Below are 25,285 nucleotides of genomic sequence, written 5' to 3'. Positions count from 1 at the left end.
GGGCGAAAGTTCGACCCCGAACTCCATGTCGCTTGCGTCAAATAACAGTATCTACATGGATCGAGTGTCGCGTAGGGTGGGCTTCAGCCCACCTCTCCCCCTGCCCATCCCCTTCCACTCAACGCCCCCACCCGCCCCACCAATGATCGACGACACCGGCACGTCGGCAACGGAATGGCTACAATGGCGCCCCGTTTTTCTGCCCGCATGAGTGACCGATGAACCGCCCCGCATTCGACCCCGCCACCTACGACGCCCAACTCGCCGAGAAGAAGGCCCGCCTGGTCGAACTGCTGGCGCCGTTCGCTGCACCGGAACCCGAGGTGTTCGACTCGCCACGCGAGCACTACCGCATGCGCGCCGAATTCCGTCTGTGGCGTGAAGATGGCCAGCGCCACTACGCGATGTTCGCCCCGGGCGACAAGCACACACCGATCCTGCTCGACGACTTCCCCATCGCCAGCCTGCGCATCAACGACCTGATGCCGCGCCTGCGCGCCGCCTGGCAGGCCAGCGAGGCGTTGTCGTTCAAGCTGTTCCAGGTCGAGTTCCTCACCACACTGGCAGGTGATGCGCTGATCACCCTGGCCTATCACCGCCCGCTGGACGCAGCCTGGCAGGCCGAGGCGGAAAAACTGGCGGCCGAGCTGAACGTCAGCCTGGTCGGCCGCTCCCGTGGCCAGCGCCTGGTGATCGGCCGCGACTATGTGGAAGAAGAACTCAGCGTGGCCGGGCGCAGCTTCCGCTACCGCCAGCCGGAAGGCGCCTTCACCCAGCCCAATGGCCGAGTGTGTGAAAAGATGCTGGGCTGGGCCTATGACGTGCTCGGCGAGCGCAGCGATGACCTGCTGGAACTGTACTGCGGCAACGGCAACTTCACCCTGCCGCTGGCCACCCGCGTGCGCCGCGTGCTGGCCACCGAGATCAGCAAGACCTCGGTGAACGCCGCCCTGGCCAACCTGGCTGACAACGGCTTGAGCAATGTCGAGCTGGTGCGCCTGTCCGCCGAGGAACTGACCCAGGCGCTCAACGAGGTGCGCCCGTTCCGCCGCCTGGCCGATGTCGACCTCAAGAGCTACGACTTCGGCAGCGTCTTCGTCGACCCGCCGCGCGCCGGGATGGATCCGGACACCTGCGAGCTGACCCGGCGTTTCGAACGCATCCTGTATATCTCCTGCAACCCGGAGACCCTGGCCGCCAACATCGCCCAGCTCGCCGACACCCACAAGGTGACGCGCTGCGCCCTGTTCGACCAGTTCCCCTACACCCATCACATGGAAGCGGGTGTGCTGCTGGAAAGGCGCTAAGCCTGAGTGCAACCGAGCGCCGGCAGTAAGGTGGACAACGCTTTTTTGTCCACCTGCGTGAAGTGCCCGATCGCCCATCAGCTCTCGCGCTGAATCCCCCGCAACGCCCACCAGGCCAGCCCGGCTGATATCACCTCCAGCAGCAGCGCCGTCAGGTTGAAGGTTTGCTGCGCGCCGCCGTCCAGCCACAGGCCGGCGATACGCGCCAGTGCCAGCGCGGCGTAGAGCAGAGTCAGCAGCGTCAGCGCCGGGCGCAACAGATCCAGGCGCGTCAGCGCCATCACCAGGTAGGCGGCCAGGCCCAGTTGCAGGCCGCCGTAGTAGGCGCGCACCTCGGTGACGGCGGCATTGCCCATCAACAGCGCACCACTGAAGCTGGCCATTTCCTCGGGGCGAATGAAGTAGGCCAGCCCCAGACCGGCGAGGGCGACAATCTGGATCATCAGTACGATTCGGGCGAACAGCATCGGCGGGCTCCTGATCGTTGAAGGCAGCCAGCAGCATAGGCGCCGTCAGTCGCGACGCCTAGTCGCAATGGCTTGGGCGGTCGGCAAGGGCGGGCTATCCTTGGCTCTCACCTTCAGGAGTCCCATCATGCGCCGCACTCTCCTCGCCCTTTGCCTCTGCAGTGGCCTGGCTCAAGCCGCCGAGCCACTGACCATCGACGTGCACCGTGACGCCAACTGCGGCTGCTGCACCGCCTGGATCGATCACCTGCAGGCCAACGGTTTCGTGGTCAACGACCATGTGGAAAACGACATGAGCGTAGTCAAGCAGCGCCTTGGCGTGCCGCCGCGCCTCGCTTCGTGTCACACCGGCGTGATCGATGGCAAGTTCGTCGAAGGTCACGTCCCGGCCGCCGATATTCTCAAGCTGCGCCAGCGCCCGGATCTGCTCGGCGCCGCCGTGCCCGGCATGCCCATGGGGTCGCCCGGCATGGAATATGGTGGCCGCGTGGATGCCTACCAGGTGATCGGTGTGGATCGTGAGCACCAGGACGTCGTGCTGAGCGACTATCCGGCCAACTGAGCGAACAGGGAGCACGCCCATGCGCTGGCAGCGCGGTAGACGCAGTGACAACGTGGTGGACGCACGCGGCCGTACCGGCATGCGCGTCGGCGGTGGCCTGAGCCTGGGCGGAGTGGCGGTGATCGTCATTTTCGGCCTGCTCACCGGGCAGGATCCGCTGCAGATACTCGGTCAGATCGCCGGCCAGGCCACGCAACCGCAGGTCAGCCAGACTGATCGCACAGCGCCGGCCCAGGATGAGCAACGCAACTTCGTCAGTGCCATTCTCGGTGATACCGAGGACACCTGGCGCGAGCTGTTCCAGCAGGCCGGCAAGCAGTATCGCGATCCGCAACTGGTGCTGTTCTCCGGCGGCGTCAACTCGGCCTGCGGCTTTGCCAGCTCGGCAGTCGGCCCCTTCTACTGCCCGGGCGATCAGCGCGTGTACCTGGACATGGCGTTCTTCCGCGAGATGGAGCAGCGCTTCGCGGCGGCGGGCGATTTCGCCCAGGCCTATGTGATCGCTCATGAAGTCGGCCACCACGTGCAGACGCTGCTGGGCGTCTCGGCCAAGGTCAACGCCGCGCGCCAACGTGGCGAGCGGGTCGAGGGCGACGGCGGCTTGCTGGTGCGCCAGGAACTGCAGGCCGACTGCCTGGCCGGCGTCTGGGCCCATCATGCCCAGCGGCGCCACGCCTGGCTGGAAGCTGGTGATCTGGAAGAGGCGCTGAACGCGGCCAGCGCCATCGGCGATGATCGCCTGCAGAAGCAGGCCCGTGGTCAGGTGGTGCCGGACGCCTTCACCCATGGCACTTCGCAGCAGCGCGTGCGCTGGTTCAGCACCGGTTTCGACACGGGCCAGCCAGGGCGTTGCGACACCTTCAAGGCAACGCGCCTGTAACGATCACTCAGGCCTGCGAAGGCGTCAGACTCGCCACCCGGCGCGCCGGCAACAGCACCAGCAAGAGCAGCGCCGCCGCGACGAACACCAGGGCGAACCAGCCATACAGCTCCAGCGGCTGCCAACCACCGTCGAGCATCAGCCCGGCCACGGTCGGCGACAGAATCGCCCCGCCACGGCCAATACCGATGGCCCAACCCACGCCAGTGGCCCGGATCGACGCGCCATAGAGCAACGGCGACAACGCATACAGACCGGCCACGCAACCGTTGGAAAACAGCCCGATCAGCAGCCCCATGCCCAGTGCGGCCAGGTAGGACGAGCCGATAGTGGTGAACACCAGCAGCATCACCGCCGTGATCAGCATGAAAGCGGCCAGCACCCGTGGCAGGGCGAAACGTGCGGAGAGCAGCCCCAGCAGCGTGGCGCCGAAGATGCCGCCAACGCTCAGCAGCACCCCGCCGGTGACGCCCTGCTGCACCGACAAACCGGCCGAGGTCAGCAGCTTGGGCGTCCAGCTCATGATGAAGTAGAAGCCGAACATCACCAGGAAGAACAGCAGCCAGATCAGCAGCGTGCTGCGCAGCAAACTCGGCTCGAGCAGGCGCAGCACCGGGTTGCTGCTGCCACCCGCCGCCTGCACGGGGCGTGCAGGCAAGGCGCTCAGGCTCGGCTGCTGCAGGCGCGCCGCCAGGGCGTTGACTCGCTGCAAGGCATTGCGCGGCTGCTTGCTGAGCAGGAAGTCCAGCGACTCCGGCAGCCACAGCAGCACCAGGGCGATGGCGGCGAAGGTGATCAGCCCGCCGGCAAGGAACACCGAGCGCCAGCCCCAATGCGACAGCAGCCAGACCGCCAGCAGGCCACCTAGCGTCGCCCCCAGCGCATAGCCGGTGGACTGCAGGCTGACGGCCAGGCCGCGCCAGCGCGCGCAAGCGTATTCACTGGCGATCACGTTGCTGCTGGCAAGAATGCCGCCGATGCCCAGCCCGGTCAGGCCGCGTAGCAGTGCCAGTTGTGTGGGCGACTGACTCAGCGACGACAGCACCATGCCCGTGCCGGACAGCACCAGACACAACAGGATCAGCGGGCGCCGGCCGATGCGATCAGCCCAAGGCGCCAGCAGCAGCGAGCCCAGTGCCATGCCGAGCAGGCCGGCGCTGAGCAGCATGCCCAGTTCGGCACCGCTCAGCGACCATTCCGCCGTCACCGACGACGCGGTAAAGGCCATCACCAGCACATCGAAACCATCGATCATGTTGAGCATCACGCACACGGCGATGGCCACCCACTGGAAGCCGCGCATCGGCCCCTGATCGACTATCTGGCGTAGATCACTCATTGCCCACCCTCCTTGCCGGCAATCGGCATGGACAGTGCATTGGAGGCGAGAGGACACAGCCGGCAGCAGACCGCTACCAGCGAAAAGCAGGCATGATTCATCAGCGAGAACCCTTGATTGTTCTTGTCGGGTGACAACCCAGGGCAAGCTCGCAGAGCTGGATCCAAAGCACAATTCATCGACAGGCTGGCGAGACCATGCCGAGTCGACGAAAAATGCGTGAAAGGTTGGCAAAATCTGGCTTTCAGCCCTTTTTCAGGGCACCAAGATTGTGTGCGCTGATCGAACGCCGCCAGCGCAGGGGGCGCACGGACTAAAACCGTAGGGCGGGTGTAACCCGCCAGCTCCTCTGTCGGCGGGTTACACCCGCCCTACGCCTGGCGATCAATATCGAGCACGCCTTCAGGCGTCAATGGATCCAAACCTGGCGAAAGCCAGGCGGCGACGCTCTTCACTGCAGCGGCAGAATCAGCCCAGCCGGGCCAACAACTGCGCACAATCCACGGCATGCAGCTCGGTCAGCTCCGGCCAGGGGTTGTCCGGCAGATTGACCAGTACGCTCCGTGCCCCGGCAGCCTGGGCGCATTCCAGGTCGAAGCGGTAATCGCCGATCATCAGCAACTCGCTCGGCGCCACCTGCCAGCGTTCGGCCAGATGCAACAAACCGCCGGGGTGCGGTTTGGGCGGCGCCTCGTCACGGCCGAGGATGTCGTCCACGGCAAAGCAGTCGTTCAGGCCGATGGCCTGCAGGGTCAGCAACGCCAGCTCATGGGCGTTGCGGGTCAGGATACCGAGCCGGCAGCCGCGCTCACGCAGGCTGCGTACCAGCTCGATGGCGCCCGGCGCCGGCTGCGAGGCCACCGCCAGTTCGCGCTCATGTTCCAGCAGCCAGGCGTGCTTGGCGGCAGCCTCCTCGGCTGGCAGCGCCGCGAGGTGGTGGAGGATGTCATCTTCCTGCGGAATGCCCAGCACCCGCTTGATCGCCGGGAAATCGTGCACGGCCAGGGTCAGGGTGCCGTCCATGTCGAACACCCAGTGGCGAACATCGTCGAGGTTCATTTCCAGTCCTCACGCACGCGGGTCAAGCCTTCCTGGGCGACCGAGGCCACCAGTTCGCCCTGGCGATTGAAGATGCTGGCGCGGGAGAAGCCACGGGCATTGCCGGCCCAGGGGCTGTCCATGGCGTACAGCAGCCAGTCGTCCATGCGCAGGTTGCGATGCACCCACAGCGAATGGTCGAGGCTGGCCACCTGCATGAACTTCTGGAACACCGAGACGCCATGCGGCAGCAGCGAGGTGGTGAGCAGGTTGAAGTCACTGGCGTAGGCCAGCAGGTACTTGTGCAGTTGCGGGTCGTCCGGCAGTTCGCCCGCAGCGCGGAACCACACGTACTTCACCGGCTCGGCCGGCTTCGGGTCGAACGGGTTGACCGAGGTGACCGGACGAATCTCGATGGGTTTGTCGCTGATGGCCCGATCACGCAGGCGTTCCGGGATCATCGCCGCCACCAGGCGCGCCAGCTCGGTTTCCGACTTGAGGTTCTCCGGGCCGATCACTTCGGGCATCGGGCTCTGATGATGGAACCCTTCCTCGTCGTACTGGAACGAGGCGCTGCAGAAGAAAATCGGATGGCCCTTCTGCACCGCGGTGACGCGGCGCGTGCTGAAGCTGCCGCCGTCGCGGGTGCGGTCGACCTGATAGACCACCGGCAGGCTGGCATCGCCGGGGCGCAGGAAGTAGCCGTGCATGGAATGCACATGGCGCGCTTCCTCGACCGTCTGGCTGGCGGCGGAAATGCACTGGCCAAGTACCTGGCCACCGAACAATTGGCGAAAGCCCAGATCCTGGCTGACGCCACGGAACAGGTTTTCCTCGATCTGCTCCAGGCTGAGCAGCGCGACCAGATCGTTGAGCACCTGGGTCATGGAGTCTCTCCTCGTGCGGTATGGGTCGGGGTGGGCAGGGAGCGAGATGGTAAAGAATTTGCGCGCGTCTGTCGGCATCGGCAGGCGATCAGCGGCCGAAATGCGGCGATCATCGTCGCGCCAGCCATCGCTCACGGCTGATGCGATAGAGCAGGTGCGGTTGCAGCGGATGGCCGTTCGGCAATTTCGGATGAAGGAAATCACCACGCTCGTCACGCTGCATGCCGATGCTGCGCATCACCGCCTGCGAAGGCAGATTGGCCGGCACGGTAAAACTCACCACCTCGTCCAGCCCGAGACGCTCGAAGGCCACGACCAGTGCCGCGCACGCCGCCTCACGGGCAAGGCCCTGACGCCAGTGCGCCCGGGCCAGACGCCAGCCGATTTCCACGGCGGGCACGAAGGGCGCCTCGAAACTGACATGCGCCAGCCCGGTGACCCCAATCAGCTCACACGTGTCGCGCCGTTCCAGCGCCCAGAAACCAAAGCCATATTGATCAAACTGCGCGCGCAGACGCGCCAGCATCTGCTCGCTCTGCGCGGCATCCAGCGGTGCCGGGAAATGGCGCATCACCTCGGCATCGGCATTGAGCGCGGCCAGCGCCGGCAGGTCACTGTCGCGCCAGGCGCGCAACAACAGCCGCTCACTGTGGGTTTCGATCAAAGGCATGGCGATTGACTCGGCAGATTGCGACCATAGGCCGTCGCGTCAACAAGGTTAAAGTGTATGCGCTTACCGCTGGTCTACCACGAGGATTACAGCCCGCCCTTCCCGACCGGGCATCGTTTCCCCATGGAAAAATTCCGTCTGTTGCGCGATCACCTGGTCGAGAGCGGCCTGACCCGCGATGCCGAGCTGCAACGCCCCGAGCTGTGCCCGGCGGAGGTTCTCGGCCTGGTGCATTGCCCGGACTACATCGCCCGTTACATGGCCGGCGAGCTGTCCCATGAAGACCAGCGCCGCCTCGGCCTGCCCTGGAGCGAGGCGCTGGCGCGGCGCACGATACGTGCCGTGGGCGGTTCGCTGCTGACCGCCGAACTGGCGCTGCGTCACGGCCTGGCCTGCCACCTGGCCGGGGGCACGCACCATGCGCACTACGACTTTCCGTCGGGCTTTTGCATCTTCAACGACCTGGCGGTGATCGCCCGCTACCTGCTTGAAGCAGGCCGCGTGCATCGGGTGCTGATCTTCGACTGTGACGTGCACCAGGGCGACGGCACCGCGCGGCTGCTGGAAGACGAGCCGGACGCGATCACCGTATCGCTGCACTGCGAACAGAACTTCCCGGCGCGCAAGGCCAACAGCGACTGGGACATTCCCCTGCCACGCGGGATGGGCGACGCCGATTACCTGAAGGTGGTGGACGATACGCTGAACTACCTGCTGCCGATCTACCAGCCGGATCTGGTGCTCTACGACGCCGGCGTCGACGTGCACAAGGACGATGCCCTGGGCTACCTGCAACTCACCGACGCCGGCCTGGCGGCGCGCGACGAAGCGGTGCTGCAGCACTGCCTGGGGCGCGACATACCGGTACTCGGGGTGATCGGCGGTGGCTACTCCAAGGATCACACTGCCCTTGCCCGCCGCCACGGCATCCTCCATCACAGCGCGGCGAAGGTGTGGGCGGCGCGCGGGTTGGGCTAAGCGCGCTTCCGATGGCGGGTAGCACCCGCCCTACAGGCCTGCTCGACACGTAGGGCGGGTGCAACCCGCCAGTTCAGCGAATGGCTCAGCCGGCCAGCACCTTGTCCAACGCCTGTTCCAGCGTGGCCACGGTGCGTTCGATATTCTGCAGCTTATCGAGCCCGAACAGGCCAAGGCGGAAGGTCTGGAAGTCCGCCGGCTCGTCGCACTGCAGCGGCACACCAGCGGCGATCTGCAGGCCGATGGCAGCGAACTTGGCGCCGGTCTTGATCTGCGCGTCGTCGGTGTAGCAGACCACCACGCCCGGTGCATCGAAGCCCTTGGCCGCCACACTCTTGAAGCCGCGTGCTGCCAGCAGCGCACGCACCCGGTCACCGAGTTCCTGCTGTTGCTCGCGCACCTTGGCGAAACCGAGGGCCTTGGCCTCCAGCATAGCGTCGCGGAAGCGCGCCAGGGCATCGCTGGGCATGGTGGCGTGATAGGCATGGCCGCCCTGCTCGTAGGCCTGCATGATCTGCAGCCACTTCTTCAGGTCGCAGGCGAAGCTGGTGCTCTGGGTCGCTTCGACGCGCGCCTGGGCCGCCTCGCTCATCATCACCAGCGCGCAGCAGGGCGAAGCGCTCCAGCCCTTCTGTGGGGCGCTGATCAGCACGTCGATGCCACAGGCCTGCATGTCCACCCAGAGGGCGCCGGAGGCGATGCAATCGAGCACGAACAAGCCGCCAACGGCATGCACCGCGTCACTCACCGCGCGCAGGTAATCGTCCGGCAGGATCATGCCCGAGGAGGTTTCCACGTGCGGGGCGAATACCACCTGCGGTTTCTGCTCGGCGATGGTCGCCAGCACCTCGTCCAGCGGCGCCGGAGCGAAGGCGGCTTGCGGGCCTTCGGCGACCGGGCGCGCCTTGAGCACATGCGCTTCGGCGGGAATCCGACCCATATCGAAGATCTGCGTCCAGCGGTAGCTGAACCAGCCGTTGCGCAGCACCAGGCACTTCTGCCCGGTCGCCAACTGGCGCGCCACCGCCTCCATGCCATAGGTGCCGCTGCCCGGCACCACCGCCACGGCATGGGCGTTGTAGACCTGTTTCAGGGTGGCGGAGATATCGCGCATCACACTCTGGAACGACTGCGACATATGGTTCAGCGAGCGGTCGGTGTAAACCACCGAATATTCGATCAGGCCATCGGGGTCGATGTCGGGGCAGATATGGGACATGGCAGGCTCCATCCAAAAAAGGTTCGCACAGAACCTGCCCGATGCCTGGGCAAATGACAAGGCCACGAGGCACTCGGGTAGAATGCGCAGCCTTTCTTCGACCGTCCTGCCGCCATGACCACAGCACCCCAGCCCATCACTCATCACGTCGCCATCATCGGCGGCGGCCCTGCCGGGCTGATGGCTGCCGAAGTGCTGGCGCAAGGCGGCGTGCGGGTGGAGCTGTTCGACGCCATGCCCTCGGTGGGGCGCAAGTTCCTGCTGGCCGGTGTCGGCGGCATGAATATCACCCACTCCGAGCCCAAGGACGACTTTATCAGCCGCTACGGCGAGCGCCAGGCCGAAGTCGCGGCGCTGCTGCGCGAGTTCGACGCCGATGCCCTGCGCGAGTGGATTCATGGCCTGGGCATCGATACCTTCGTTGGCACCTCCGGCCGCGTATTCCCCGGCGACATGAAGGCCGCGCCATTGCTGCGCGCCTGGCTGCGTCGCCTGCGCGAACTGGGCGTGGTGATCCATACACGCAGCCGCTGGCTGGGCTGGAACGACGACGGCAGCCTGCGTATCGCAGACGCCGACGGCGAACGCGCCTTGGCCGCTGATGCCTGCCTGCTGGCTTTGGGCGGTGGCAGCTGGGCGCGGCTGGGCTCGGATGGCGCCTGGGTGCCGCTGCTGCAGGCGCGCGGTATCGAGGTCGCGGCGCTGAAACCGAGCAACTGCGGCTTCGAGGTGGACGGATGGAGCGAATACCTCAGGGAAAAATTCGCCGGTGCGCCGCTGAAGAACGTCGCCCTCGCCCTGCCCGATCAGCCCGCCCGCATCGGTGAATTCGTGCTGACCGCAAGCGGTATCGAAGGCAGCCTGGTGTACGCCTTTTCCGCCGCTATCCGCCGCGCCATCGAGGCCGACGGCCAGGCGCTGATCCACCTCGATCTGCTGCCGCAGATGCCACTGGCAAAGCTGCAACAGGCGTTGGCCAAGCCGCGTGGCAAACACTCGATGGCCAAGCACCTGCACCGCCAGGCGGGACTCGATGGGGTGAAAGCTGCGCTACTCCGCGAGCTGGCGCCGGCTGCTGCCTTTGCCGAGCCTGCCGATCTGGCGCCCTGGATCAAGGCGCTGCCGCTTACCCTGCTGCGTACTCGACCGCTGGATGAGGCGATCAGCAGCGCCGGCGGCGTGCCTTTCGCAGCGCTGGATGAGGGCCTGATGCTCAAGTCGCTGCCCGGCGTGTTCTGCGCCGGCGAAATGCTCGACTGGGAAGCACCCACTGGTGGCTACCTGCTCACCGCCTGCTTCGCCAGCGGTCGGGTGGCCGCACAAGGCGTGCTGAACTGGCTAGAACCGTAGGGCGGGTGCAACCCGCCATCCCCTGTTGGCGGGTTGCACCCGCCCTACACAAGGAAAAGCCTCGTAGCCCTCATGTAATCCGGGACAGCGCCACATCAGCCCCCGGATTTCATCCGAGCTACGCTTGAAAAAGCACGCAAAGCGCTGTGACGCCGCTCGGCGTGCAGCTATGCTGTTTTCCAGCGCTTCTCCACACAGGTAAAACCACGCCGTGATCCCCCTGCTGGTCTGCGACGACTCCAATATGGCGCGCAAGCAATTGATCCGCGCGCTTCCAGCTGAATGGCCGGTTAGCCTCAGCCAGGCGAGCAATGGTGAGGAAGCCCTGGCCTTGATCCGCCAGGGACAGGGACAGGTCATGCTGCTCGACCTGACCATGCCGGTGCTCGACGGCTACCAGACCCTGGCTGCGCTCAAGGCAGAGGGGCTCAGTACCCAGGTCATCGTGGTTTCCGGTGACGTACAGGACGAAGCCGTGCGTCGCGTCCGCGAGCTGGGCGCGCTGGCCTTCATCAAGAAGCCGGCCGACCCCGAGATTCTGCGCCAGACGCTGCTCGAACTGGGCCTGTTCAATCCGCAACCCAGCCCGGCGCCACACGCTCAGGCCGTGGAACTGCCTGAGCTGAAGGTGAGCTTCCGCGACGCCCTGCGCGAGGTGACCAACGTCGCCATGGGCCGCGCTGCCGCGCTGCTGGCCAAGGTGCTCGGCGTATTCGTGCAGCTCCCCGTGCCGCAGGTGAACATCTTCGAAGTCAGCGAACTGCACATGACCCTGGTCGACGCCCAGCGCGGCGAACGCTTCAGTGCCATTTGCCAGGGTTTTATCGGCGAAGCCATCGCCGGTGAGGCATTGCTGCTGTTCCATGACTCGGAAGTGAACGACATGGCGCGTCTGCTGGGCTGGCAGCCGAAGAACGAGGCGGAAACCTCGGAGATGCTGCTGGATCTGGCCAGTATTCTGATCGGCGCGTGCCTGGCCGGCGTTGCCGAACAGCTCGACCTGCGCTTCTCCCAGGGTCATCCGCAACTGCTCGGCCAGCACGCCAGCCTCGACCAGCTCATTCAGGTCAATGCCCAGCGCTGGCGCAAGACCCTTGCCGTCGAGATCAGCTACAGCCTCGAAGGCCACGCCATTCATTTCGACCTGCTGCTGTTGTTCACCGAAGACTCGATCAAACGCCTGACCGGCAAGATCGGCTACCTGATGGAGTAAGGCGATGCCCGCGCAGATCGATATCAAGGAAGTTCACTGGCTGCTCGACATCGTGCAATGCATCGACGTCGGCGTGGTGGTGCTCGACCGCCAGTACCGCGTCGAGGTGTGGAACGCCTTCATGGAAAACCATTCAGGCCTGGGGCCGGATCAGGCGCAAGGGCGCTCGCTGTTCGAACTGTTCCCCGAGATCGATCGCCCCTGGCTGGAACGCAAGGTGGAAAGCGTGGTGCAACTGGGAACCCGCGCCTTCAGCCTGTGGCAACAACGTCCGTACCTGATGCGCTTCAAGAGCTACCAGCCAATCACCGGCCAGGCCGATTTCATGTACCAGAACGTCACCCTGCTGCCACTCGCCGGCCAGCCGGTGGAGCATGTGTGCCTGGTGATCTATGACATGACGGCAGCGGCGGTGGCGGCGCAGCCGTAGGGCGTACTCGCCACAGACAGTACGCCAGGGAGCCTGCATGGCGGACTGTTCGCTGGCGCTCCTGAGTCCGCCCTACTAGCTGGCGGGGTTCCCCCGCCCTACAGTTTGCACCCGTAGGGCGGGTGCAAACCGCCAACTTAGCCTGCTATTTCTTGCCCCCCTTGGGCTTGCTGCCAAAGCTAGGCACCTTGCGCACCGCCTTGGCCTTGGGCTTGCTGTCCTCCTCCTCGAACCAGCGGCCGAGGTGGATATTGCCCTTGCCGGCAGGCTTGGCCGCACCAGGAATCAGCTTCTGCTTGGGCTTTTTCGGCTTCTTCAACACCTGGCCACCAACTGCCGTCAGCGGTACGCGATGATCCGGAATGAAATCCGGCTCGTCGACGCGCTTGATCAGTTGCTGAGTCAGGTTCTCGATGGCCGCCAGCTGATCCACCTCGTCGGCGCAGACCAGGGAGATCGCCTCGCCGGTGCTGCCGGCACGGCCGGTACGGCCGATGCGGTGCACGTAATCCTCGGCATTGATCGGCAGGTCGAGGTTGACCACCAGCGGCAGGTCGTCGATATCCAGGCCACGCGCGGCCACATCGGTGGCCACCAGGATCTGCACCTCGCCGGCCTTGAAGCGTTCCAGCGCACGCAAGCGGCTCGGCTGCGGCTTGTCGCCGTGGATCGAGTCGGCGGCCACGCCCATGGCCAGCAGTTCCTGCTCTAGCTGGTCGACGCCCTTGCGGGTCTTGGCGAACACCAGGACCTGGCTCCAGCGTTTGACTTGCAGCAGGTGCAGGAACAGCTCGCTCTTGCGCTTCTTGTCCACCGGGATCAGCCACTGCTTTACGGTTTTTGCCGCAGCATTACGCGGGCTGACTTCCACCGACAGCGGGTCGCGCAGCAGCTCGCCGGCCATCTGCCGGATGGCATCGGAGAAGGTGGCGGAGAACAGCAGGGTCTGGCGCTTTTTCGGCAGCGCACTGAACAGCTCGTCCAACTCGCGGGCGAAGCCCAGGTCAAGCATGCGGTCGGCCTCATCGAGGATCAGCGTCTGCAGTTGGGAGAACTTCACCGCGTTCTGTCGGTACAGGTCGAGCAGCCGGCCCGGCGTGGCCACCAGCACGTCGACGCCCTTGCGCAGTTTCATCATCTGCGGGTTGATGCTGACCCCGCCGTACACCGCGTAACTGCTCAGCGGCAGATGCTGGCCGTAACTCAGAAAGCTCTGCAGCACCTGTTCGGCCAGTTCGCGGGTCGGCGTCAGCACCAGCGCGCGCACCGAGTTACTTGCCACCTGCGGGCCTTCCAGGGTCAGACGCTGCAGCAGCGGCAGGGCGAAACCGGCGGTCTTGCCGGTGCCGGTCTGCGCAGCGGCCATCAGGTCGCGGCCCTTGAGCACGGCCGGGATGGCCTGGCTCTGCACCGGAGTCGGGGTCTGGTAGTCGAGATCGGCGAGGGTGCGCAGCAGCGGCTCGATCAAACCGAGGGAGGCGAAGGTCATGGAGGGTAACCGCAGGAGTCAGAGAAACAGGCGCATAGTTTACCCGTTCACGCCCACCGTAGGAGCGGCTGGGCGGCATTCCGTTTCAGCCGCGAAAATCCTACAGTCTGTGCCAGGACAGAACAGTGGGTGGGGCTTTAGCCGCTATAAACGCTCGCGGCTAAAGCCCCTCCTACAAACCTCGCAGACGCAAGCTAGGTAGCCCGGATGCAATCCGGGGATTTACCCATCTGAATTCCCGGATTGCATCCGGGCTACGGACATGGCGCTGCCAACAGCGCGCGCACCTTGGCAGCGGAGAGGTTCTGCAACTGGCAGAGAAACGCATGATCGGCCTGGTGCCGGCCATGGCGTTCACGCAGCAGGCCGAACAGGTGCAACGTCAGGTTCGCCGCCATCTCGGCATCGGCCAGGGCACGGTGGGCCCGACCTGTGTCCGGCAAACCAGCCCAGGCGTTGAGGTTGCCCAATTTGTGGCTGGGTGCTTCCGGCAGCAGACGCCGCGACAGCAGCAACGAGCAGGCGAACGGCTGCGAGCGACGGCGGCGCACACGCGCCAGCTCAGCGTCCCAGAACTTCTGGTCAAAGGCGGCGTTGTGCGCCAGCAGCGGTCTGTCACCGATGAACTCGGCCACCTCGTTCATCACCTGATCGGACGGCGGCGCCTTGCGCAGCATGGCATTGCTGATACCAGTGAGCTGTTCGATGAACGGCGGCACCCAGGCGCCACTGTTCATCAGGCTCTGGTAACGGTCGACGATGCGCCCGCCTTCGATGATGGCCACGCCGATTTCGGTGGCGCGCGCCTGGCTCGGCGATACGCCCGTAGTTTCGAAGTCGATAACGGCGATGGATTCCACGTGAAACCTCAGTTGTTGCGTAGTAACAGTTCGCCCTCGATGGGCACGTACAGGCTGGCGGCGCGGATCAGCGACTGCGCGGTCAGCCCTGGCGCGCCGAAGGCGATGGCCTCGACGCCACGGCTGCGCACGCGTTCGAGCAGCAGGTCGAAATCGCCATCGCCAGAGGCCAGGACGATCTCGTCGACACGGTCGATGGCGTCGAGCACATCGATGGTGATGCCCACGTCCCAGTCGCCCTTGGCCGAGCCATCGGCACGCTGGATGTAAGGCTTGAGCTTCACGGTGAAACCCAGTTTGCGCAGGATCTGCTGGAACTGCTGCTGCTTGGCGTCACCACGGTCGATGGCGTAGGCGTAGGCCTCTACGATCACGCCACGGCGGCTGACCTCGGCCCACAGCACGCTGTAGTCGAAGTGACAGCCATGCACCTGGCGCACCGTGTAGTAGAGGTTCTGCACATCGGCGAATACGGCGATCTTCTTCACCGGGAGTCCTCGGGGGGCAACGAAGGCGCCAGTATGCCAGAGCCGGGCTGCCGACGCGCCCAGGGCTGGCCCGGATGCGGCGCAACCCCTATGCTGACCGACATGACGCCTCTCGACCGCCTCTGCCAACGCAACCTCGACCTGCTTCAGCGCCTGCAAATCCGTCATCGCCTAGTCGAGCACGAGCCCGTGCTCGACTACCCCACCGCGCATGCCGTGCGCCAGCGGTTCGGCCTGCGTGGAGTGGAGAGCAAGAGCCTGTTCCTGCAGGTGGACGGCACGCGCTACGCCATGCTGATCACCCTCGAAGGTACACGCGCCGACTGGGCCGCGCTCAAGCACCTGCTGGGCAAGCGCCCACGTGTCGCCAGCGACGAGGCGCTGAGCGCGCAGACCGGCTGCGTGCCGATGTGCGCCTGCCCGTTCGGCCACGACGCGAGCATCACCTTGCTGATCGATCGCGCGGTATTGGCCTGCGACTTTCTTCTGTACTCCCCCGGCCCGCCCGAGCTGACCCTGGAAGTACCAGGCGAAGAGCTGCCGCGTCTGCTCGCTGCGCATCCCAATGCACAGCTGGAGTACCCTTGAACCTGTCCCGGCAACCCGCCACAGTGCGGGGGCCTTCACCCTTGGTAATCTGCCGATGAGTCCACTTTCCGTCCTGCGTGACGCCTGGTTCTTTTCCAGCCACAACCTGGCCGCCATCGCCCGCCTGACCCTGCCACTGCTGCTGCTCGAAGCCATCGCCCAGGCCTTGCTGGCCTCCCAGCTCGGCGCAGGCGCCAACCCCGCGTACGGCATCCTGCTCGGCATCCTGTTCTATCCGCTGTATGCCGGCCCGCTGATTCTCTTCCTGCACGCACGCAGCAACGGGCAGACGCCCGGCAACGCCCAACTGTTCGCCGCCGGCCTGCAGTTGTGGCCAAGCTTCGCGCTGCTGGCCGGTTTCAGCACGCTGGCGATCATGCTCGGCCTGTCATTGTTCATCGTGCCGGGGATCTGGGTCATGGTGCGCCTGGCTTTCGCCGAACTCCTGCTGGTGCTGCGCCAGGAGCCGCCACTGCGCGCATTGCAAGGCAGTTTCGCGATGACCGAAGGGCGCTTCTGGCCAGTGCTGACCTGCCTGCTCAACGTACTCCTGCCCCTCTGGTTGCTGGACTGGTGGACGGTTCCGGAACCGAGCGACACCCTGCTCTGGGTGGTGCAGCAAAGCGCCAGCGGCTTCCTCCAGCTGTTCGCCATCGTGGTGCTGTTTCGCCTGTTCATGCTGCTCGAAGGGCAGCAACCGGCACCGGAAAATAACGACTAGGCCGGATGAGTCGTGCCGGCCAGGCTGTCTCAGGCGGACGGGCGGTGACGGCCAGCCTCATGCAGACTGCAGCTACTGCTGCACTACGACCTCGTGATAGCGCATGGCCGCACGGGCGATCCAGCCATCGGTCTGCATGCTGCTCAGCGCAGCCGCTACGCGGGGCAGTTGCGCCAGACGCTTGCGGGAGAAGCCGATGTAAAGATCGGTACGCGCCTGCGGCTGGTAGCTTGCCTTGACGATATGCCCGGCCAGATTGGGGTCGAGCAGGGCGAAATCGACCTGGCAATCGGTGCCGATCAGTGTGTCGATGCGCTTGCGCACGAGCATTTCCAGCAACTGTGCCTCGGCGCTGACGCCGACCTTGTCCAGCGCCTGGTCGGCATCGAAGCGCGGAAAATAGGCCGACTCCAGCACATAGCCGATGCGCAGCCCGCGCAGGCGGTCGTAACGATCGAGTAGCGATGCCACCGACGGCCGGGCGTAGAAACGTGGCGAACAGGCGTAATAAGGCGTCTCCAGGTACTGGATATAGCGCTCGCGCTCCGGGGTTTTCGCCAGACCGGTCATCATGTCCGCACGCCCCTGCTCCAGGGCGGCGAGGCCTCGCGCCCAGGGTGCGCGCTCGATCTCGAAGCGCAAGCCGCTGCGCCGCGACAGTTCATCGAGCAGATCGATGTCCAGCCCGATCAGTGTGCCGTCGGCCGCCTCCATGCGAAACGGCGGCCAAAGATCGGTCATCACCCGCAACGGCTCAGGTTCCGCAGCCCGGCAAAGCAAGGGCAACAGGAACAGGCCAAGCCAGCAACGACGCATATCAGCGCACCTCGGAGCGTTGCGGCTTGAGCCCGGACAGGCGCGGCAGCAGCGCCCGTTCGAACAGCCGGGGGAAGAAGCGCGCCAGCAAGCGGGCCCGCCAGTCGACATTGGACAACACCAGCAGGCGCTTGCGCCTGAGTGCGCCACGGTAGATCGCTTCGGCGACGTCCTGCGGCGAGGCCACCTTGCCCATTGCCAGCGGCGGCTGCGCAGCCACCGAGCCGTCCCCAACCAGGGCATTCTTGCGCAGATCGGTGGCGGTGAAGCCAGGGCACACCAGCATCACGTTCACGCCCGAGCCCTTGAGCTCGTAGCGCAGGGTTTCGAACAGGCCATGCAGCGCATGCTTGCTGGCGTTGTAGGCGCTGCGGTAGAGCAACGGCGCGATGCCCGACAACGAGCTGAGTACGATCACCTGGCCGCTGCGCGCGATCAGGCTCGGCAGGGCCGCCTGGGTGCAATGCAGGGCGCCGAAGTAGTTGACCGCCATGACCCGCTGGAACACGTCCAGCCGGGTATCGGCGAAGGTGCTGCGATGGGTGATGCCGGCATTGTTGACCAGCACGTCGATACCGCCGAAATGATCCACCGCCAGTGCCACGGCGCGCTGCACCGCCTCGGCGTCGGCCACGTCGCAGAGCAGGCCGAGCGCCTCGGCATTGTGATGATCGGCCAGGTGCTGCACCAGGCTGTCCAGCGCCGCCTGATCGAGATCGAGGATCACCAGGCGCGCACCGGCCTGCGCCATGCGCATGACCAGTGCCCGACCGATCCCGGCGCAACCACCGCTGACCAACACCACCTTGCGCTCGAATACCTTGTTGGCGAATACCTTGCGATGCATCTGTACTCTCCCCGTCTGCCAGGCTTTTTAGCACGGTCACCATGACAACTGTCACCCAGCCTGGGCCACGAGGCCCGGGTCGGTTATTCTCGCCACCTTCTCAGCATAGTCGTCGACACTGCCATGTCCCTGCCTCGCCTCGCCCGTCTGCTCGCACTTGCCCTGGTGCTGCTGTTCGGTGCGCTGTGCGCGCTGATCTACGCCCTGACCTGGCAGCCCAAAGCGCACGAAGTGGCGCCGAGCGCCTGCAACGGCAAGGTGCCGCCCTTGCAGCCGGGCCAGGCGCTGAAGGTGATGACCTGGAACGTGCAGTACCTGGCCGGCAAGCGCCATGTGTTCTGGTACGACCTGCCCGACGGCGATGGCCCGGACACCCGCCCGAGCAGCGAGGATCTGGCCACCACGCTCGACGAGGTGGTGCGCATCCTGCGCGACGAAAAGCCGGACGTGGTGCTGCTACAGGAACTGCACGACGGCGCCCGGGCCACCGACTACCAGGATCAGCTCGCGCTGCTGCAGGCGCGCCTGGCCGATCTCTACCCCTGCGCCAGCCAGGCCTTCTACTGGAAGGCCGGCTTCGTCCCACACCCGCGCATCCTCGGCAGCGTCGGCATGAAGCTCGGCACCCTGAGCCGCTTCCGGATCAGCCGGGCCGAGCGCCTGCAACTGCCGGAAATGCCCAGCGACCCGATCAGCCATCTGTTCCAGCTCAAGCGCGCGCTGCTGGTCAGCTACCTGCCGATTCGCGGCGGTGGCGAACTGGTGGCCATCAATACCCATTTCGATGCCTTCGCCCAAGGCAACGACACCATGCAGCGCCAGGTGGCGATGACCGATGGCCTGCTGCAACACCTGCAGAAAACCGATGCGCCCTGGGTACTGGGCGGCGACCTCAACCTGCTGCCACCCGGCCAGTTCCAGCACCTGCCGGAAAATCAGCGCGGCTGGTACGCCGCCGACAGCGAACTGCAAAACCTTGCCCGCCGCTACCCGATGATTCCCAGCCTCGTGCAGGCCAGCGGAACGCAGCAGGCAAAGTGGTACACCCACTATCCCAACGATCCGGCGGCCAGCGGCCCGGATCGCACGCTCGACTACCTGTTCTACAGCCCGCACCTGACCCCCTTCACCAGCCAGGTACGCCAGCATGACACCCAGGCCATCTCCGACCACCTGCCGCTGATCGGCCGTTTCTTCCTGCCGCACCAGCAGTAGTGCGTATCAGCCTGACGTATCGGGCTGGACAGGCCCTGACGAGTTGTCCATGCTCGTCCAGCCCGACAATGACAAGACGGCCCAGCGCCGCGACACCCGGATGCCAAGACGTTTCTGCCTGCTGCTTTTCGCCCTGCTCTGGCTACCTGTAGCCCAGGCCACCGATGGCACACGCCATATTCAGGTCGGCTACTACGAATTCCCGCCCTATACCTACACCGACGCCCAGGGTGAGCCTGCCGGCCCCGGCCTGGCACTGACCCGGCGCCTGCTGCAGCAGGCCGGCTATACCGGCGACTTCCGCTCCTACCCCGGCGCCCGTCTGTACAGCGGCCTGCGTGACGGCAGCGTGCAGCTGTGGCTGGGCGCACCGGGCAAGCCGGAGCTGGCCGCGCATACGCTGGAAGGACGCAACCTCTTGGGTGAAATCACCCTGAATCTGTACTTCCTGCGCGATACCCTGCTACCGCGCCTACCCGAGGATCTAAAGGATCGGAGCCTGATTCTGATCACCGGCTACAGCTATTGGCAGGCAGTGAATGAATGGCTGGAAGACCCCGCGCTGAACCTCACCCTGCACCGCACCGCGACTCACACCTCGGCACTGGAAATGCTGCAGCGCCACCGTGGCGACTTCCTGCTCGACTACCAGACACCGGTCGAACAGGCCAGGCGCCGCCTGGGCATGGCCGAGCTACCGTTCGTGCAACTGCAGCATCTACCGCTGAAGTTCATCTACTCGCGCGCCTGGCCGGGAGCCGAACGCCTGCGCGACGATATGGAGCATGCATACCAGCAACTCGAAGAGGCCGGCGAGGATCTGCGGCTGTACTGATCAGAGATATCGGCAGCTCTCCAGGGCACGGGTTCAGTCCACCCCTTGCCCGAGCATCACGCCGTTGACGACCTTGCCGTACAGGTTCACACCATCATCAGCGTGGTACTTGTCTCGGGTTTTCTCGATGGAGCCGTCGATCAGCCGAGGGTCCTGCGGGCGCTCGTGGCTGTTCATGTAGGCCGCCACATGCCAGGCATCGGCATCGCTGAGCGTACCGCCCTTGCCCAGCGGCATGTTGTGACGGATGAAGCCGGCGGCGGTGTTGATACGGTGCATGCCCGCTCCCCAGTTGTAGGAGTCCTTACCCCATAGCGGCGGCAGGACATAGTCCTTGCCGGCTTTCTGCCCCTCACCGTTATCGCCATGACAAACCGCGCATTGCTGCTGATAGACCTGCTCGCCACGGGCCAGGTCATAGCCACCCGCCGGTTCCTGCACCACTGGATACAGCCGCCCCGGTAGCGCCTTGCCCACCGGGGCACCGGTCGCCAGCCAGTACGAATAGGCCGTGATGGCGTTGATGATGTGGCTGTCCACCGCTGGCGCGGTGCCGTTCATGCTGAACTGGAAGCAGCCCTGGATACGCTCGGCGAAGCTGTTGACCTTGTCGTTCTTCTTTCGATAAGCCGGATACATGGTGTAGGCACCCCACAACGGCGCCGAGTTGGCCTTGCGCCCCTGATCCAGATGGCAGTTGGTGCAGTTCATGCCGTTGCCGACATACTCGCTCGCCTGGTTGCGGGTATCGACGAAGATAGCTCGCCCCTCACGTACCAGTTGGCCGAATCCATCGTTGGGCAGGTCTTTCTCATGCGGAGGCTGAAACCACTCGCTATGTTCGGCCTTGGCCGGCGCTGCGGGTAGCTGACTCTGGTCTTCCATGGCGATGGTCGCGGCATGGGCGGTGGCAGCGCTGGCCAGGCCAAGCGCGAACGGGATCAGGTGTTTCATCGGGCACCTCCGGCGGGCAGACCGGCAAAGTAGTCGGACACGGCTTGGATTTCTTCTTCGTTCAGGGCCTTGGCGATATGCCCCATCAGGTCGTTCGGATCATTGCGGCGCACGCCCTTCTGCCAGTCGTGCAACTGATTGGCCAGGTACGCAGCAGGCTGCCCGGCCAGGGGCGGGAAGGTCTTGCCAACGCCGACACCTCCCGGGCCATGACAGGACACGCACTCGGGAATATTGCGTTCCCAGGCGCCACGCAAAGCCAGGCGCGCACCGAGGTCGCTGGCCGCTGCGGCACGGTTGGGTCTTGCGTACTGTGCCGCTGGTAACGCGGCGAAGAACCGCGTCACGGACTGGATATCCTGATCACTCAACCCGGCCGCGAATTGCTGCATGAAGGGATTGGAGCGTTTGCCCGCCTTGAAGTCATAAAGCTGCTTGGCCAGGTAGTCGGCAGATTGCCCGGCCAGACGTGGAAAACCGGCAGCCGCCACGCCCATCAGGGCATCGCCGTGACATGCCGTGCAAGTCAGCATCACCTGGCTGACGCCGCCTTGCTGCGCAAGCGGTAGCGACTCGAAAGCGAACACGCTGGACGTCAGCGCCACACACAGCCCTAGCAGAGATAAACGAGAGGCTCTCATTGGTATCCTCTTCAATAGTTGTTATCAGGCTTTTCCAGGCGCACAACCAAGGCTGTGCGCCGTCACTCAGGGCTTGGCAGAGCCCATGATGGTTTCCAGCATGTCCGGACGCGGCGCACCGTTCTGCTGCTGCAGACGGCCCGCATCATCGAGGTAGTAGATGGCCGGCGTCGCGGAGGCGCCCATTTCTCCCATCAGCTCCATGTTGGCGTTCAGTTGCTCCGTGATCTTTTCGGGGATCTTGCCCATTGGTTTGAGCGTGCTTTCGCGTCCGGCCGATTCATGCTCGCCGAGCGCCTTGCGCTGATCGCTGGCATCGAGCAGCGCCGCCGCCTTGCCGGGGCTGTCCGGGCGCAGCATGCCGACCATGACGTGGCGTACCTGCACACGCCCAGCCTCGACCCAGGGCCGCGCCTGACGCCAGAACATGTTGCAGTAAGGGCAGTTGGGGTCGGAGAACATGTAAACGACGCGTGGCGCCTTGTCGTCGCCGTCAGCGATCCAGGTGCTGTCTTGCAACTGCTGCCACATCTCCTGGCCCAGCGGCTGATAGACCAGACGCTCCAGTGGCTCCTTGGTCAGGTCCTCACCCTTGGCATCGAGCAAGGTACCGATCAGCACATGCTCACCATCGGCCGTCAGGTACAGCGCCAGCCCCTGGCCGTTGTAGCGCGCGGCATAGCCCTTGAGTCCACCAGGCGCGTCGAAGCTACCCACTACCTTGGCCCCACGGCCTTCGACAGCCTTGATCGCCGCAGGCAGCTCATCGGCCTGGGCCAGTGGCGTCAGCAACAAGCCGAGCAAGGCTAGAGACTTGATTGAGTTCATGATCATTCGTCCGTCTTCAGGGTTTCCAGGGCCCGGGCCAGGCTGGCGCGGGACAGTTCACCGAGGTGGCTGCCAACCTGGCGACCCTCGGCGTCGTAGAACAAGGTGGTGGGCAGTGCCCGTGAGCCAACCAGTTGCCCGAGGCGGCCGCCACTGTCGAGCAGCACGTTGTCCAGTTGCAGCGCCTGGCTAGTGAGAAAGGCACTGACCTCTCCAGCACCCTCGCCCTGGTTGGCAAAGACGAAGGTCACACCCGGATGCTCACGCTGCGCCTCGGCCAGTACCGGCATCTCCCGCCGGCAAGGTGGGCACCAGGTCGCCCAGAGATTGATCACCATGGGTTGGCCAAGCTGTTCGCGCAGCACCACCGACTGCCCCTGGACATCGCGCAGGGCCAGTTCCGGCAGCCGTGTACCCTGCTCCAGCGTGTGCAGCACCAGGCTGCCCATGCCCCAGATCAGTAGCCCCGTGGCCATGCCACCGCCCAGCGCCACACGCAACTGCGCGTGACGCCACAGATACCAGGCGCCCAGCAGCCCTGCTGCCAGCACACCGCCCCAGGCGATGAAGCCGCCATCGCGGATGTCGATCACGCGCCAGGGCGCATCCTGATAGTGCTCGAAATACAGCGCGACGAAAGCCAGGCGCGCGCCCAGCAAGGCGGCCAGCAACAGGCGAAAGATCAGTTTTTCCGGATTGACCTGACGCTTGCGCCCCAGCCACCAGCCGACCAGGGTCGCCAGCAGCAGGCTCACCAACAGCAATACATGGCTGACGCCCAGCGCCAGCGGACCTACACCTATCGTCAACATCAGCCACGCTCCATCGTGCTATCCCAGACCCGCAAAAACTGCTGCGCATCCGCCTCGCCGGTGATGCGCTGCTGGCGCCTCTCCTCGCCGTCCGGGCCGATCAGCAGCAGCGTCGGCGGCCCCAGTACCTGGTAACGGCTGAGCAGTTCACGGCTCGCCGCCCCAGGCGCGGTGACGTCCAGACGCAGCTTGCGCGCATCGGCCAGGCGCGCCTGCACCTCGGTGTTGCCGAATACCTCGCGCTCCATGACCTTGCACGACACGCACCAGTCCGCGTAGTAGTCCACCAGCACCCATTGTCCCTGCGCCTTGGCTTCATCCAGTTCGCGCTGCAGGTGTTCGGGCTCGCGCACATCGACGAAGCTGGCCGTGCGCACCTCGGCCTGGGGCGCAGCGACAGCAGTGAACACCCCCAAAGGGCGCAAAGGATCGCTGCCGCCAGCCGCCGCGCCCAGCAGCATCGCCACGCCCCACAATCCGAGTAACGCTGCGCCGGCATGGGCCAGCGCACGCTGCGCCTGAAGCTGAGCAGCCAGGTGCACGAGACTGCTGGCCGCCAGGATCAGCCAGGCGCCGCTCAGTGCCAGCCAGATCGACTCGGCCAGCAGTGGCCGCAGCAGGTACAGCGCCGTGGCCAGGAAGAGAAAACCGAACACCACCTTGACCCGCTCCATCCACAGCCCCGGCTTGGGCAGCAGGCGATTGCCCAGCGTTACCAGCAGCACCAGCGGCGTACCGATGCCCAGCCCCAGCGCGAACAGCACCAGGCCGCCCTGCAACAGGTCGCCACTCTGCCCGATGAACAGCAAGGCAGCCGCCAACGGTGCGGTCATGCAGGGGCCGACCAGCAGACCAGAGAGCACGCCGAGCAAACCGGCCCCCACCAGGCTACCGCCCTGCCGCCCGCGCCCGACCCGCTCCAGGCGATCCCGCAGCGCATCCGGCAATTGCAACTCGAAGAAACCGAACATCGGCAGCGCCAACAGCACGAACAGCGTCGCGAACGAGCCAATCAACCAGGGTTGCTGCAACAGACTCTGCAGATTGGCGCCGAGCGCTGCCGCCAGTACGCCGAGCAGCGCATAGACCAGCGCCATGCTCAGCGCATAAGTACCCGCCAGGGCAAAGCCACGTGATGGCGAAGCGCGGCTACCCACCACGATACCCGCGAGAATCGGCAGCATCGGTAGTGAACAAGGGGTGAACGCCAGCAGCAGGCCCAGGCCGAAGAACACCGCCATACTCAGCCACAGCGCCTGCTGCTGCAGACCATCGAGCAAGGCCAGATCGTCGGTCCGGCCGGCTTCGATGGCGCCAGTACCACCGAGATCGAGCATCCGGGTCTGCGGTGGGTAACACAGGCCGGCATCGGCACAGCCCTGCCATTGCACCTCGATACGCCCACGCGCCTCGGCTGGCAGGGTCAGTTGCAGCCGCTCACGATAGATCTGCGAGGCGCCGAAATACTCGTCCTCATGAGCCAGGCCCTGTGGTAGCTCTGGCGCCTGTTCATCCGTCAGGCCAGTGAACTTGAGCCGTTGCTGATACAGGTAGTAACCAGGCGCTATGTCCCAGCTCAGCGTCGTTTCACCTTCGCTCTGCTGCTGCACGTCGAGCACGAATGCCTGCTCGGCAGCGAGAAAGTCATCGCCCGAGCGCAGGCCGTCGATGGGCAGCGAGGCAAACGCGGCGCTACAGAACAGACTGAGTAGAACAACGAGCGAACGCATGACGGCACCGCGAAACTGAGGAGGTGTCGAGGATGCCAAAGTGCAATTAACAGCCGATTAACAGCCCGCCAATCAGCGCCAATAATCCTGCCTTAATCGCGATGAGCGATACTGTCGACTC

General features: G+C 65.1%; 27 protein-coding genes. 11 read left to right on the top strand and 16 right to left on the bottom strand.

Translation table 11 applies throughout. The annotated features are described in order from the left end of the window. Positions 1–218 precede the first annotated feature (218 nt). Positions 219–1,307 carry a tRNA (uridine(54)-C5)-methyltransferase TrmA gene (gene trmA / locus ACODS1_RS12360; protein ID WP_489085874.1) on the top strand — a complete coding sequence of 363 codons (1,089 nt, stop codon included), beginning with the start codon at positions 219–221 and terminating at the stop codon, positions 1,305–1,307. Between the two features lie 77 nt (positions 1,308–1,384). Here trmA and ACODS1_RS12355 read toward each other — a convergent pair whose 3' ends face one another. Further along, the gene (locus ACODS1_RS12355; protein ID WP_322980542.1) at positions 1,385–1,774 is read right to left on the bottom strand and encodes a DUF4345 family protein; all 390 of its coding nucleotides are present in this window, start codon (positions 1,772–1,774) and stop codon (positions 1,385–1,387) included. Positions 1,775–1,901: 127 nt separating this feature from the next. On the opposite strand from ACODS1_RS12355, the gene ACODS1_RS12350 reads away from it, so the two are divergent. Then, positions 1,902–2,336, top strand: coding sequence for a DUF411 domain-containing protein (locus tag ACODS1_RS12350; RefSeq protein ID WP_489085873.1), 435 nt, complete (start codon positions 1,902–1,904; stop codon positions 2,334–2,336). A 19-nt stretch (positions 2,337–2,355) separates the two neighbouring features. Beyond that, positions 2,356–3,216 (top strand): KPN_02809 family neutral zinc metallopeptidase, encoded by an 861-nt coding sequence (ypfJ, locus tag ACODS1_RS12345; protein WP_489085872.1) that lies wholly within the window; start codon positions 2,356–2,358, stop codon positions 3,214–3,216. Positions 3,217–3,223: 7 nt separating this feature from the next. Here ypfJ and ACODS1_RS12340 read toward each other — a convergent pair whose 3' ends face one another. The 4 genes from ACODS1_RS12340 to ACODS1_RS12325 form a co-directional block, all read right to left on the bottom strand. Then, positions 3,224–4,555 carry an MFS transporter gene (locus ACODS1_RS12340; RefSeq protein ID WP_489085871.1) on the bottom strand — a complete coding sequence of 444 codons (1,332 nt, stop codon included), beginning with the start codon at positions 4,553–4,555 and terminating at the stop codon, positions 3,224–3,226. 468 nt (positions 4,556–5,023) lie between these two features. Then, entirely contained in the window at positions 5,024–5,614 is a 591-nt protein-coding gene (locus tag ACODS1_RS12335) for an HAD family hydrolase (protein WP_489085870.1), read from the bottom strand. Beyond that, on the bottom strand, positions 5,611–6,480 hold the full coding sequence (gene tesB, locus ACODS1_RS12330; RefSeq protein ID WP_489085869.1) for an acyl-CoA thioesterase II: 870 nt from the start codon (positions 6,478–6,480) through the stop codon (positions 5,611–5,613). The genes ACODS1_RS12335 and tesB overlap by 4 nt, the downstream gene beginning before the upstream one ends. Positions 6,481–6,589: 109 nt before the next feature. Next, positions 6,590–7,150 (bottom strand): GNAT family N-acetyltransferase, encoded by a 561-nt coding sequence (locus tag ACODS1_RS12325; protein ID WP_489085868.1) that lies wholly within the window; start codon positions 7,148–7,150, stop codon positions 6,590–6,592. 57 nt (positions 7,151–7,207) lie between these two features. Here ACODS1_RS12325 and ACODS1_RS12320 point away from each other — a divergent pair, with 57 nt between their 5' ends. Beyond that, positions 7,208–8,128: a histone deacetylase family protein gene (locus ACODS1_RS12320; protein ID WP_489085867.1), complete on the top strand. Its 921-nt coding sequence runs from the start codon at positions 7,208–7,210 to the stop codon at positions 8,126–8,128. Between the two features lie 85 nt (positions 8,129–8,213). Here the strand turns inward: ACODS1_RS12320 and ACODS1_RS12315 are convergent, their stop codons facing one another. Continuing rightward, on the bottom strand, positions 8,214–9,347 hold the full coding sequence (locus ACODS1_RS12315; RefSeq protein ID WP_489085866.1) for an aminotransferase class V-fold PLP-dependent enzyme: 1,134 nt from the start codon (positions 9,345–9,347) through the stop codon (positions 8,214–8,216). Between the two features lie 114 nt (positions 9,348–9,461). Here ACODS1_RS12315 and ACODS1_RS12310 point away from each other — a divergent pair, with 114 nt between their 5' ends. The 3 genes from ACODS1_RS12310 (at position 9,462) to ACODS1_RS12300 (ending at position 12,340) form a co-directional block, all read left to right on the top strand. Next, on the top strand, positions 9,462–10,697 hold the full coding sequence (locus ACODS1_RS12310; protein ID WP_489085865.1) for a TIGR03862 family flavoprotein: 1,236 nt from the start codon (positions 9,462–9,464) through the stop codon (positions 10,695–10,697). Between the two features lie 211 nt (positions 10,698–10,908). Further along, positions 10,909–11,910 carry a response regulator gene (locus ACODS1_RS12305; protein WP_489085864.1) on the top strand — a complete coding sequence of 334 codons (1,002 nt, stop codon included), beginning with the start codon at positions 10,909–10,911 and terminating at the stop codon, positions 11,908–11,910. A 4-nt stretch (positions 11,911–11,914) separates the two neighbouring features. Continuing rightward, positions 11,915–12,340, top strand: coding sequence for a PAS domain-containing protein (locus ACODS1_RS12300; RefSeq protein ID WP_489085863.1), 426 nt, complete (start codon positions 11,915–11,917; stop codon positions 12,338–12,340). Positions 12,341–12,485: 145 nt separating this feature from the next. Here ACODS1_RS12300 and rhlE1 read toward each other — a convergent pair whose 3' ends face one another. The 3 genes from rhlE1 to ACODS1_RS12285 form a co-directional block, all read right to left on the bottom strand. Beyond that, positions 12,486–13,829, bottom strand: a complete 1,344-nt coding sequence (gene rhlE1, locus ACODS1_RS12295) for an RNA helicase RhlE1 (protein WP_489085862.1) — start codon at positions 13,827–13,829, stop codon at positions 12,486–12,488. Positions 13,830–14,083: 254 nt separating this feature from the next. Continuing rightward, positions 14,084–14,689: a 3'-5' exonuclease gene (locus tag ACODS1_RS12290; protein ID WP_322980577.1), complete on the bottom strand. Its 606-nt coding sequence runs from the start codon at positions 14,687–14,689 to the stop codon at positions 14,084–14,086. 8 nt (positions 14,690–14,697) lie between these two features. Further along, entirely contained in the window at positions 14,698–15,177 is a 480-nt protein-coding gene (locus tag ACODS1_RS12285; RefSeq protein ID WP_322980578.1) for a LabA-like NYN domain-containing protein, read from the bottom strand. Positions 15,178–15,279: 102 nt separating this feature from the next. Between ACODS1_RS12285 and ACODS1_RS12280 the strand changes: the two genes are divergently transcribed. Beyond that, a complete protein-coding gene (locus ACODS1_RS12280; protein ID WP_489085879.1) occupies positions 15,280–15,765 on the top strand; it encodes a YbaK/EbsC family protein in 486 nt (161 codons plus the stop codon). A 55-nt stretch (positions 15,766–15,820) separates the two neighbouring features. After that, positions 15,821–16,486 carry a hypothetical protein gene (locus ACODS1_RS12275; RefSeq protein WP_489085861.1) on the top strand — a complete coding sequence of 222 codons (666 nt, stop codon included), beginning with the start codon at positions 15,821–15,823 and terminating at the stop codon, positions 16,484–16,486. Between the two features lie 72 nt (positions 16,487–16,558). On the opposite strand, the gene ACODS1_RS12270 is transcribed toward ACODS1_RS12275, so the two are convergent. Both ACODS1_RS12270 and ACODS1_RS12265 read right to left on the bottom strand, forming a co-directional pair. Further along, positions 16,559–17,302, bottom strand: coding sequence for a substrate-binding periplasmic protein (locus tag ACODS1_RS12270; RefSeq protein ID WP_489085860.1), 744 nt, complete (start codon positions 17,300–17,302; stop codon positions 16,559–16,561). Between the two features lies 1 nt (position 17,303). Continuing rightward, positions 17,304–18,149 carry an SDR family oxidoreductase gene (locus ACODS1_RS12265; RefSeq protein WP_322980582.1) on the bottom strand — a complete coding sequence of 282 codons (846 nt, stop codon included), beginning with the start codon at positions 18,147–18,149 and terminating at the stop codon, positions 17,304–17,306. 123 nt (positions 18,150–18,272) lie between these two features. On the opposite strand from ACODS1_RS12265, the gene ACODS1_RS12260 reads away from it, so the two are divergent. Both ACODS1_RS12260 and ACODS1_RS12255 read left to right on the top strand, forming a co-directional pair. Next, complete coding sequence (locus ACODS1_RS12260; protein ID WP_489085859.1) at positions 18,273–19,364, top strand: endonuclease/exonuclease/phosphatase family protein; 1,092 nt, start codon at positions 18,273–18,275, stop codon at positions 19,362–19,364. 100 nt (positions 19,365–19,464) lie between these two features. Continuing rightward, the gene (locus tag ACODS1_RS12255) at positions 19,465–20,199 is read left to right on the top strand and encodes a substrate-binding periplasmic protein (RefSeq protein ID WP_489085878.1); all 735 of its coding nucleotides are present in this window, start codon (positions 19,465–19,467) and stop codon (positions 20,197–20,199) included. 33 nt (positions 20,200–20,232) lie between these two features. On the opposite strand, the gene ACODS1_RS12250 is transcribed toward ACODS1_RS12255, so the two are convergent. The 5 genes from ACODS1_RS12250 to dsbD form a co-directional block, all read right to left on the bottom strand. Further along, the gene (locus tag ACODS1_RS12250) at positions 20,233–21,153 is read right to left on the bottom strand and encodes a c-type cytochrome (RefSeq protein WP_489085858.1); all 921 of its coding nucleotides are present in this window, start codon (positions 21,151–21,153) and stop codon (positions 20,233–20,235) included. Continuing rightward, positions 21,150–21,794: a c-type cytochrome gene (locus ACODS1_RS12245; protein ID WP_489085857.1), complete on the bottom strand. Its 645-nt coding sequence runs from the start codon at positions 21,792–21,794 to the stop codon at positions 21,150–21,152. The genes ACODS1_RS12250 and ACODS1_RS12245 overlap by 4 nt, the downstream gene beginning before the upstream one ends. A 66-nt stretch (positions 21,795–21,860) precedes the next feature. Beyond that, complete coding sequence (dsbG, locus tag ACODS1_RS12240) at positions 21,861–22,622, bottom strand: thiol:disulfide interchange protein DsbG (protein ID WP_489085856.1); 762 nt, start codon at positions 22,620–22,622, stop codon at positions 21,861–21,863. A 2-nt stretch (positions 22,623–22,624) separates the two neighbouring features. Beyond that, positions 22,625–23,434: a TlpA family protein disulfide reductase gene (locus ACODS1_RS12235; RefSeq protein WP_489085855.1), complete on the bottom strand. Its 810-nt coding sequence runs from the start codon at positions 23,432–23,434 to the stop codon at positions 22,625–22,627. Continuing rightward, the gene (dsbD, locus tag ACODS1_RS12230) at positions 23,434–25,164 is read right to left on the bottom strand and encodes a protein-disulfide reductase DsbD (RefSeq protein WP_489085854.1); all 1,731 of its coding nucleotides are present in this window, start codon (positions 25,162–25,164) and stop codon (positions 23,434–23,436) included. The genes ACODS1_RS12235 and dsbD overlap by 1 nt, the downstream gene beginning before the upstream one ends. Positions 25,165–25,285: the final 121 nt, after the last annotated feature.

The sequence above is a fragment of the Pseudomonas sp. FG29 genome (genome assembly GCF_057809355.1).
This window is presented reverse-complemented; position numbering and strand designations above follow the sequence as displayed.

What these genes read in the sequence shown, in the direction of transcription:
- ACODS1_RS12320 (WP_489085867.1), top strand. Translation starts at nt 7,208, where the DNA reads ATGCGCTTACCGCTGGTCTACCACGAGGATTACAGCCCGCCCTTCCCG.
- dsbG (WP_489085856.1), bottom strand. Translation starts at nt 22,622, where the DNA reads ATGAACTCAATCAAGTCTCTAGCCTTGCTCGGCTTGTTGCTGACGCCA.
- ACODS1_RS12300 (WP_489085863.1), top strand. Translation starts at nt 11,915, where the DNA reads ATGCCCGCGCAGATCGATATCAAGGAAGTTCACTGGCTGCTCGACATC.
- ACODS1_RS12280 (WP_489085879.1), top strand. Translation starts at nt 15,280, where the DNA reads ATGACGCCTCTCGACCGCCTCTGCCAACGCAACCTCGACCTGCTTCAG.
- ACODS1_RS12270 (WP_489085860.1), bottom strand. Translation starts at nt 17,302, where the DNA reads ATGCGTCGTTGCTGGCTTGGCCTGTTCCTGTTGCCCTTGCTTTGCCGG.
- tesB (WP_489085869.1), bottom strand. Translation starts at nt 6,480, where the DNA reads ATGACCCAGGTGCTCAACGATCTGGTCGCGCTGCTCAGCCTGGAGCAG.
- ACODS1_RS12310 (WP_489085865.1), top strand. Translation starts at nt 9,462, where the DNA reads ATGACCACAGCACCCCAGCCCATCACTCATCACGTCGCCATCATCGGC.
- ACODS1_RS12355 (WP_322980542.1), bottom strand. Translation starts at nt 1,774, where the DNA reads ATGCTGTTCGCCCGAATCGTACTGATGATCCAGATTGTCGCCCTCGCC.
- trmA (WP_489085874.1), top strand. Translation starts at nt 219, where the DNA reads ATGAACCGCCCCGCATTCGACCCCGCCACCTACGACGCCCAACTCGCC.
- ACODS1_RS12250 (WP_489085858.1), bottom strand. Translation starts at nt 21,153, where the DNA reads ATGAAACACCTGATCCCGTTCGCGCTTGGCCTGGCCAGCGCTGCCACC.
- ypfJ (WP_489085872.1), top strand. Translation starts at nt 2,356, where the DNA reads ATGCGCTGGCAGCGCGGTAGACGCAGTGACAACGTGGTGGACGCACGC.
- ACODS1_RS12255 (WP_489085878.1), top strand. Translation starts at nt 19,465, where the DNA reads ATGCCAAGACGTTTCTGCCTGCTGCTTTTCGCCCTGCTCTGGCTACCT.
- ACODS1_RS12315 (WP_489085866.1), bottom strand. Translation starts at nt 9,347, where the DNA reads ATGTCCCATATCTGCCCCGACATCGACCCCGATGGCCTGATCGAATAT.
- ACODS1_RS12325 (WP_489085868.1), bottom strand. Translation starts at nt 7,150, where the DNA reads ATGCCTTTGATCGAAACCCACAGTGAGCGGCTGTTGTTGCGCGCCTGG.
- ACODS1_RS12340 (WP_489085871.1), bottom strand. Translation starts at nt 4,555, where the DNA reads ATGAGTGATCTACGCCAGATAGTCGATCAGGGGCCGATGCGCGGCTTC.
- ACODS1_RS12235 (WP_489085855.1), bottom strand. Translation starts at nt 23,434, where the DNA reads ATGTTGACGATAGGTGTAGGTCCGCTGGCGCTGGGCGTCAGCCATGTA.
- ACODS1_RS12335 (WP_489085870.1), bottom strand. Translation starts at nt 5,614, where the DNA reads ATGAACCTCGACGATGTTCGCCACTGGGTGTTCGACATGGACGGCACC.
- rhlE1 (WP_489085862.1), bottom strand. Translation starts at nt 13,829, where the DNA reads ATGACCTTCGCCTCCCTCGGTTTGATCGAGCCGCTGCTGCGCACCCTC.
- ACODS1_RS12245 (WP_489085857.1), bottom strand. Translation starts at nt 21,794, where the DNA reads ATGAGAGCCTCTCGTTTATCTCTGCTAGGGCTGTGTGTGGCGCTGACG.
- dsbD (WP_489085854.1), bottom strand. Translation starts at nt 25,164, where the DNA reads ATGCGTTCGCTCGTTGTTCTACTCAGTCTGTTCTGTAGCGCCGCGTTT.
- ACODS1_RS12265 (WP_322980582.1), bottom strand. Translation starts at nt 18,149, where the DNA reads ATGCATCGCAAGGTATTCGCCAACAAGGTATTCGAGCGCAAGGTGGTG.
- ACODS1_RS12350 (WP_489085873.1), top strand. Translation starts at nt 1,902, where the DNA reads ATGCGCCGCACTCTCCTCGCCCTTTGCCTCTGCAGTGGCCTGGCTCAA.
- ACODS1_RS12275 (WP_489085861.1), top strand. Translation starts at nt 15,821, where the DNA reads ATGAGTCCACTTTCCGTCCTGCGTGACGCCTGGTTCTTTTCCAGCCAC.
- ACODS1_RS12260 (WP_489085859.1), top strand. Translation starts at nt 18,273, where the DNA reads ATGTCCCTGCCTCGCCTCGCCCGTCTGCTCGCACTTGCCCTGGTGCTG.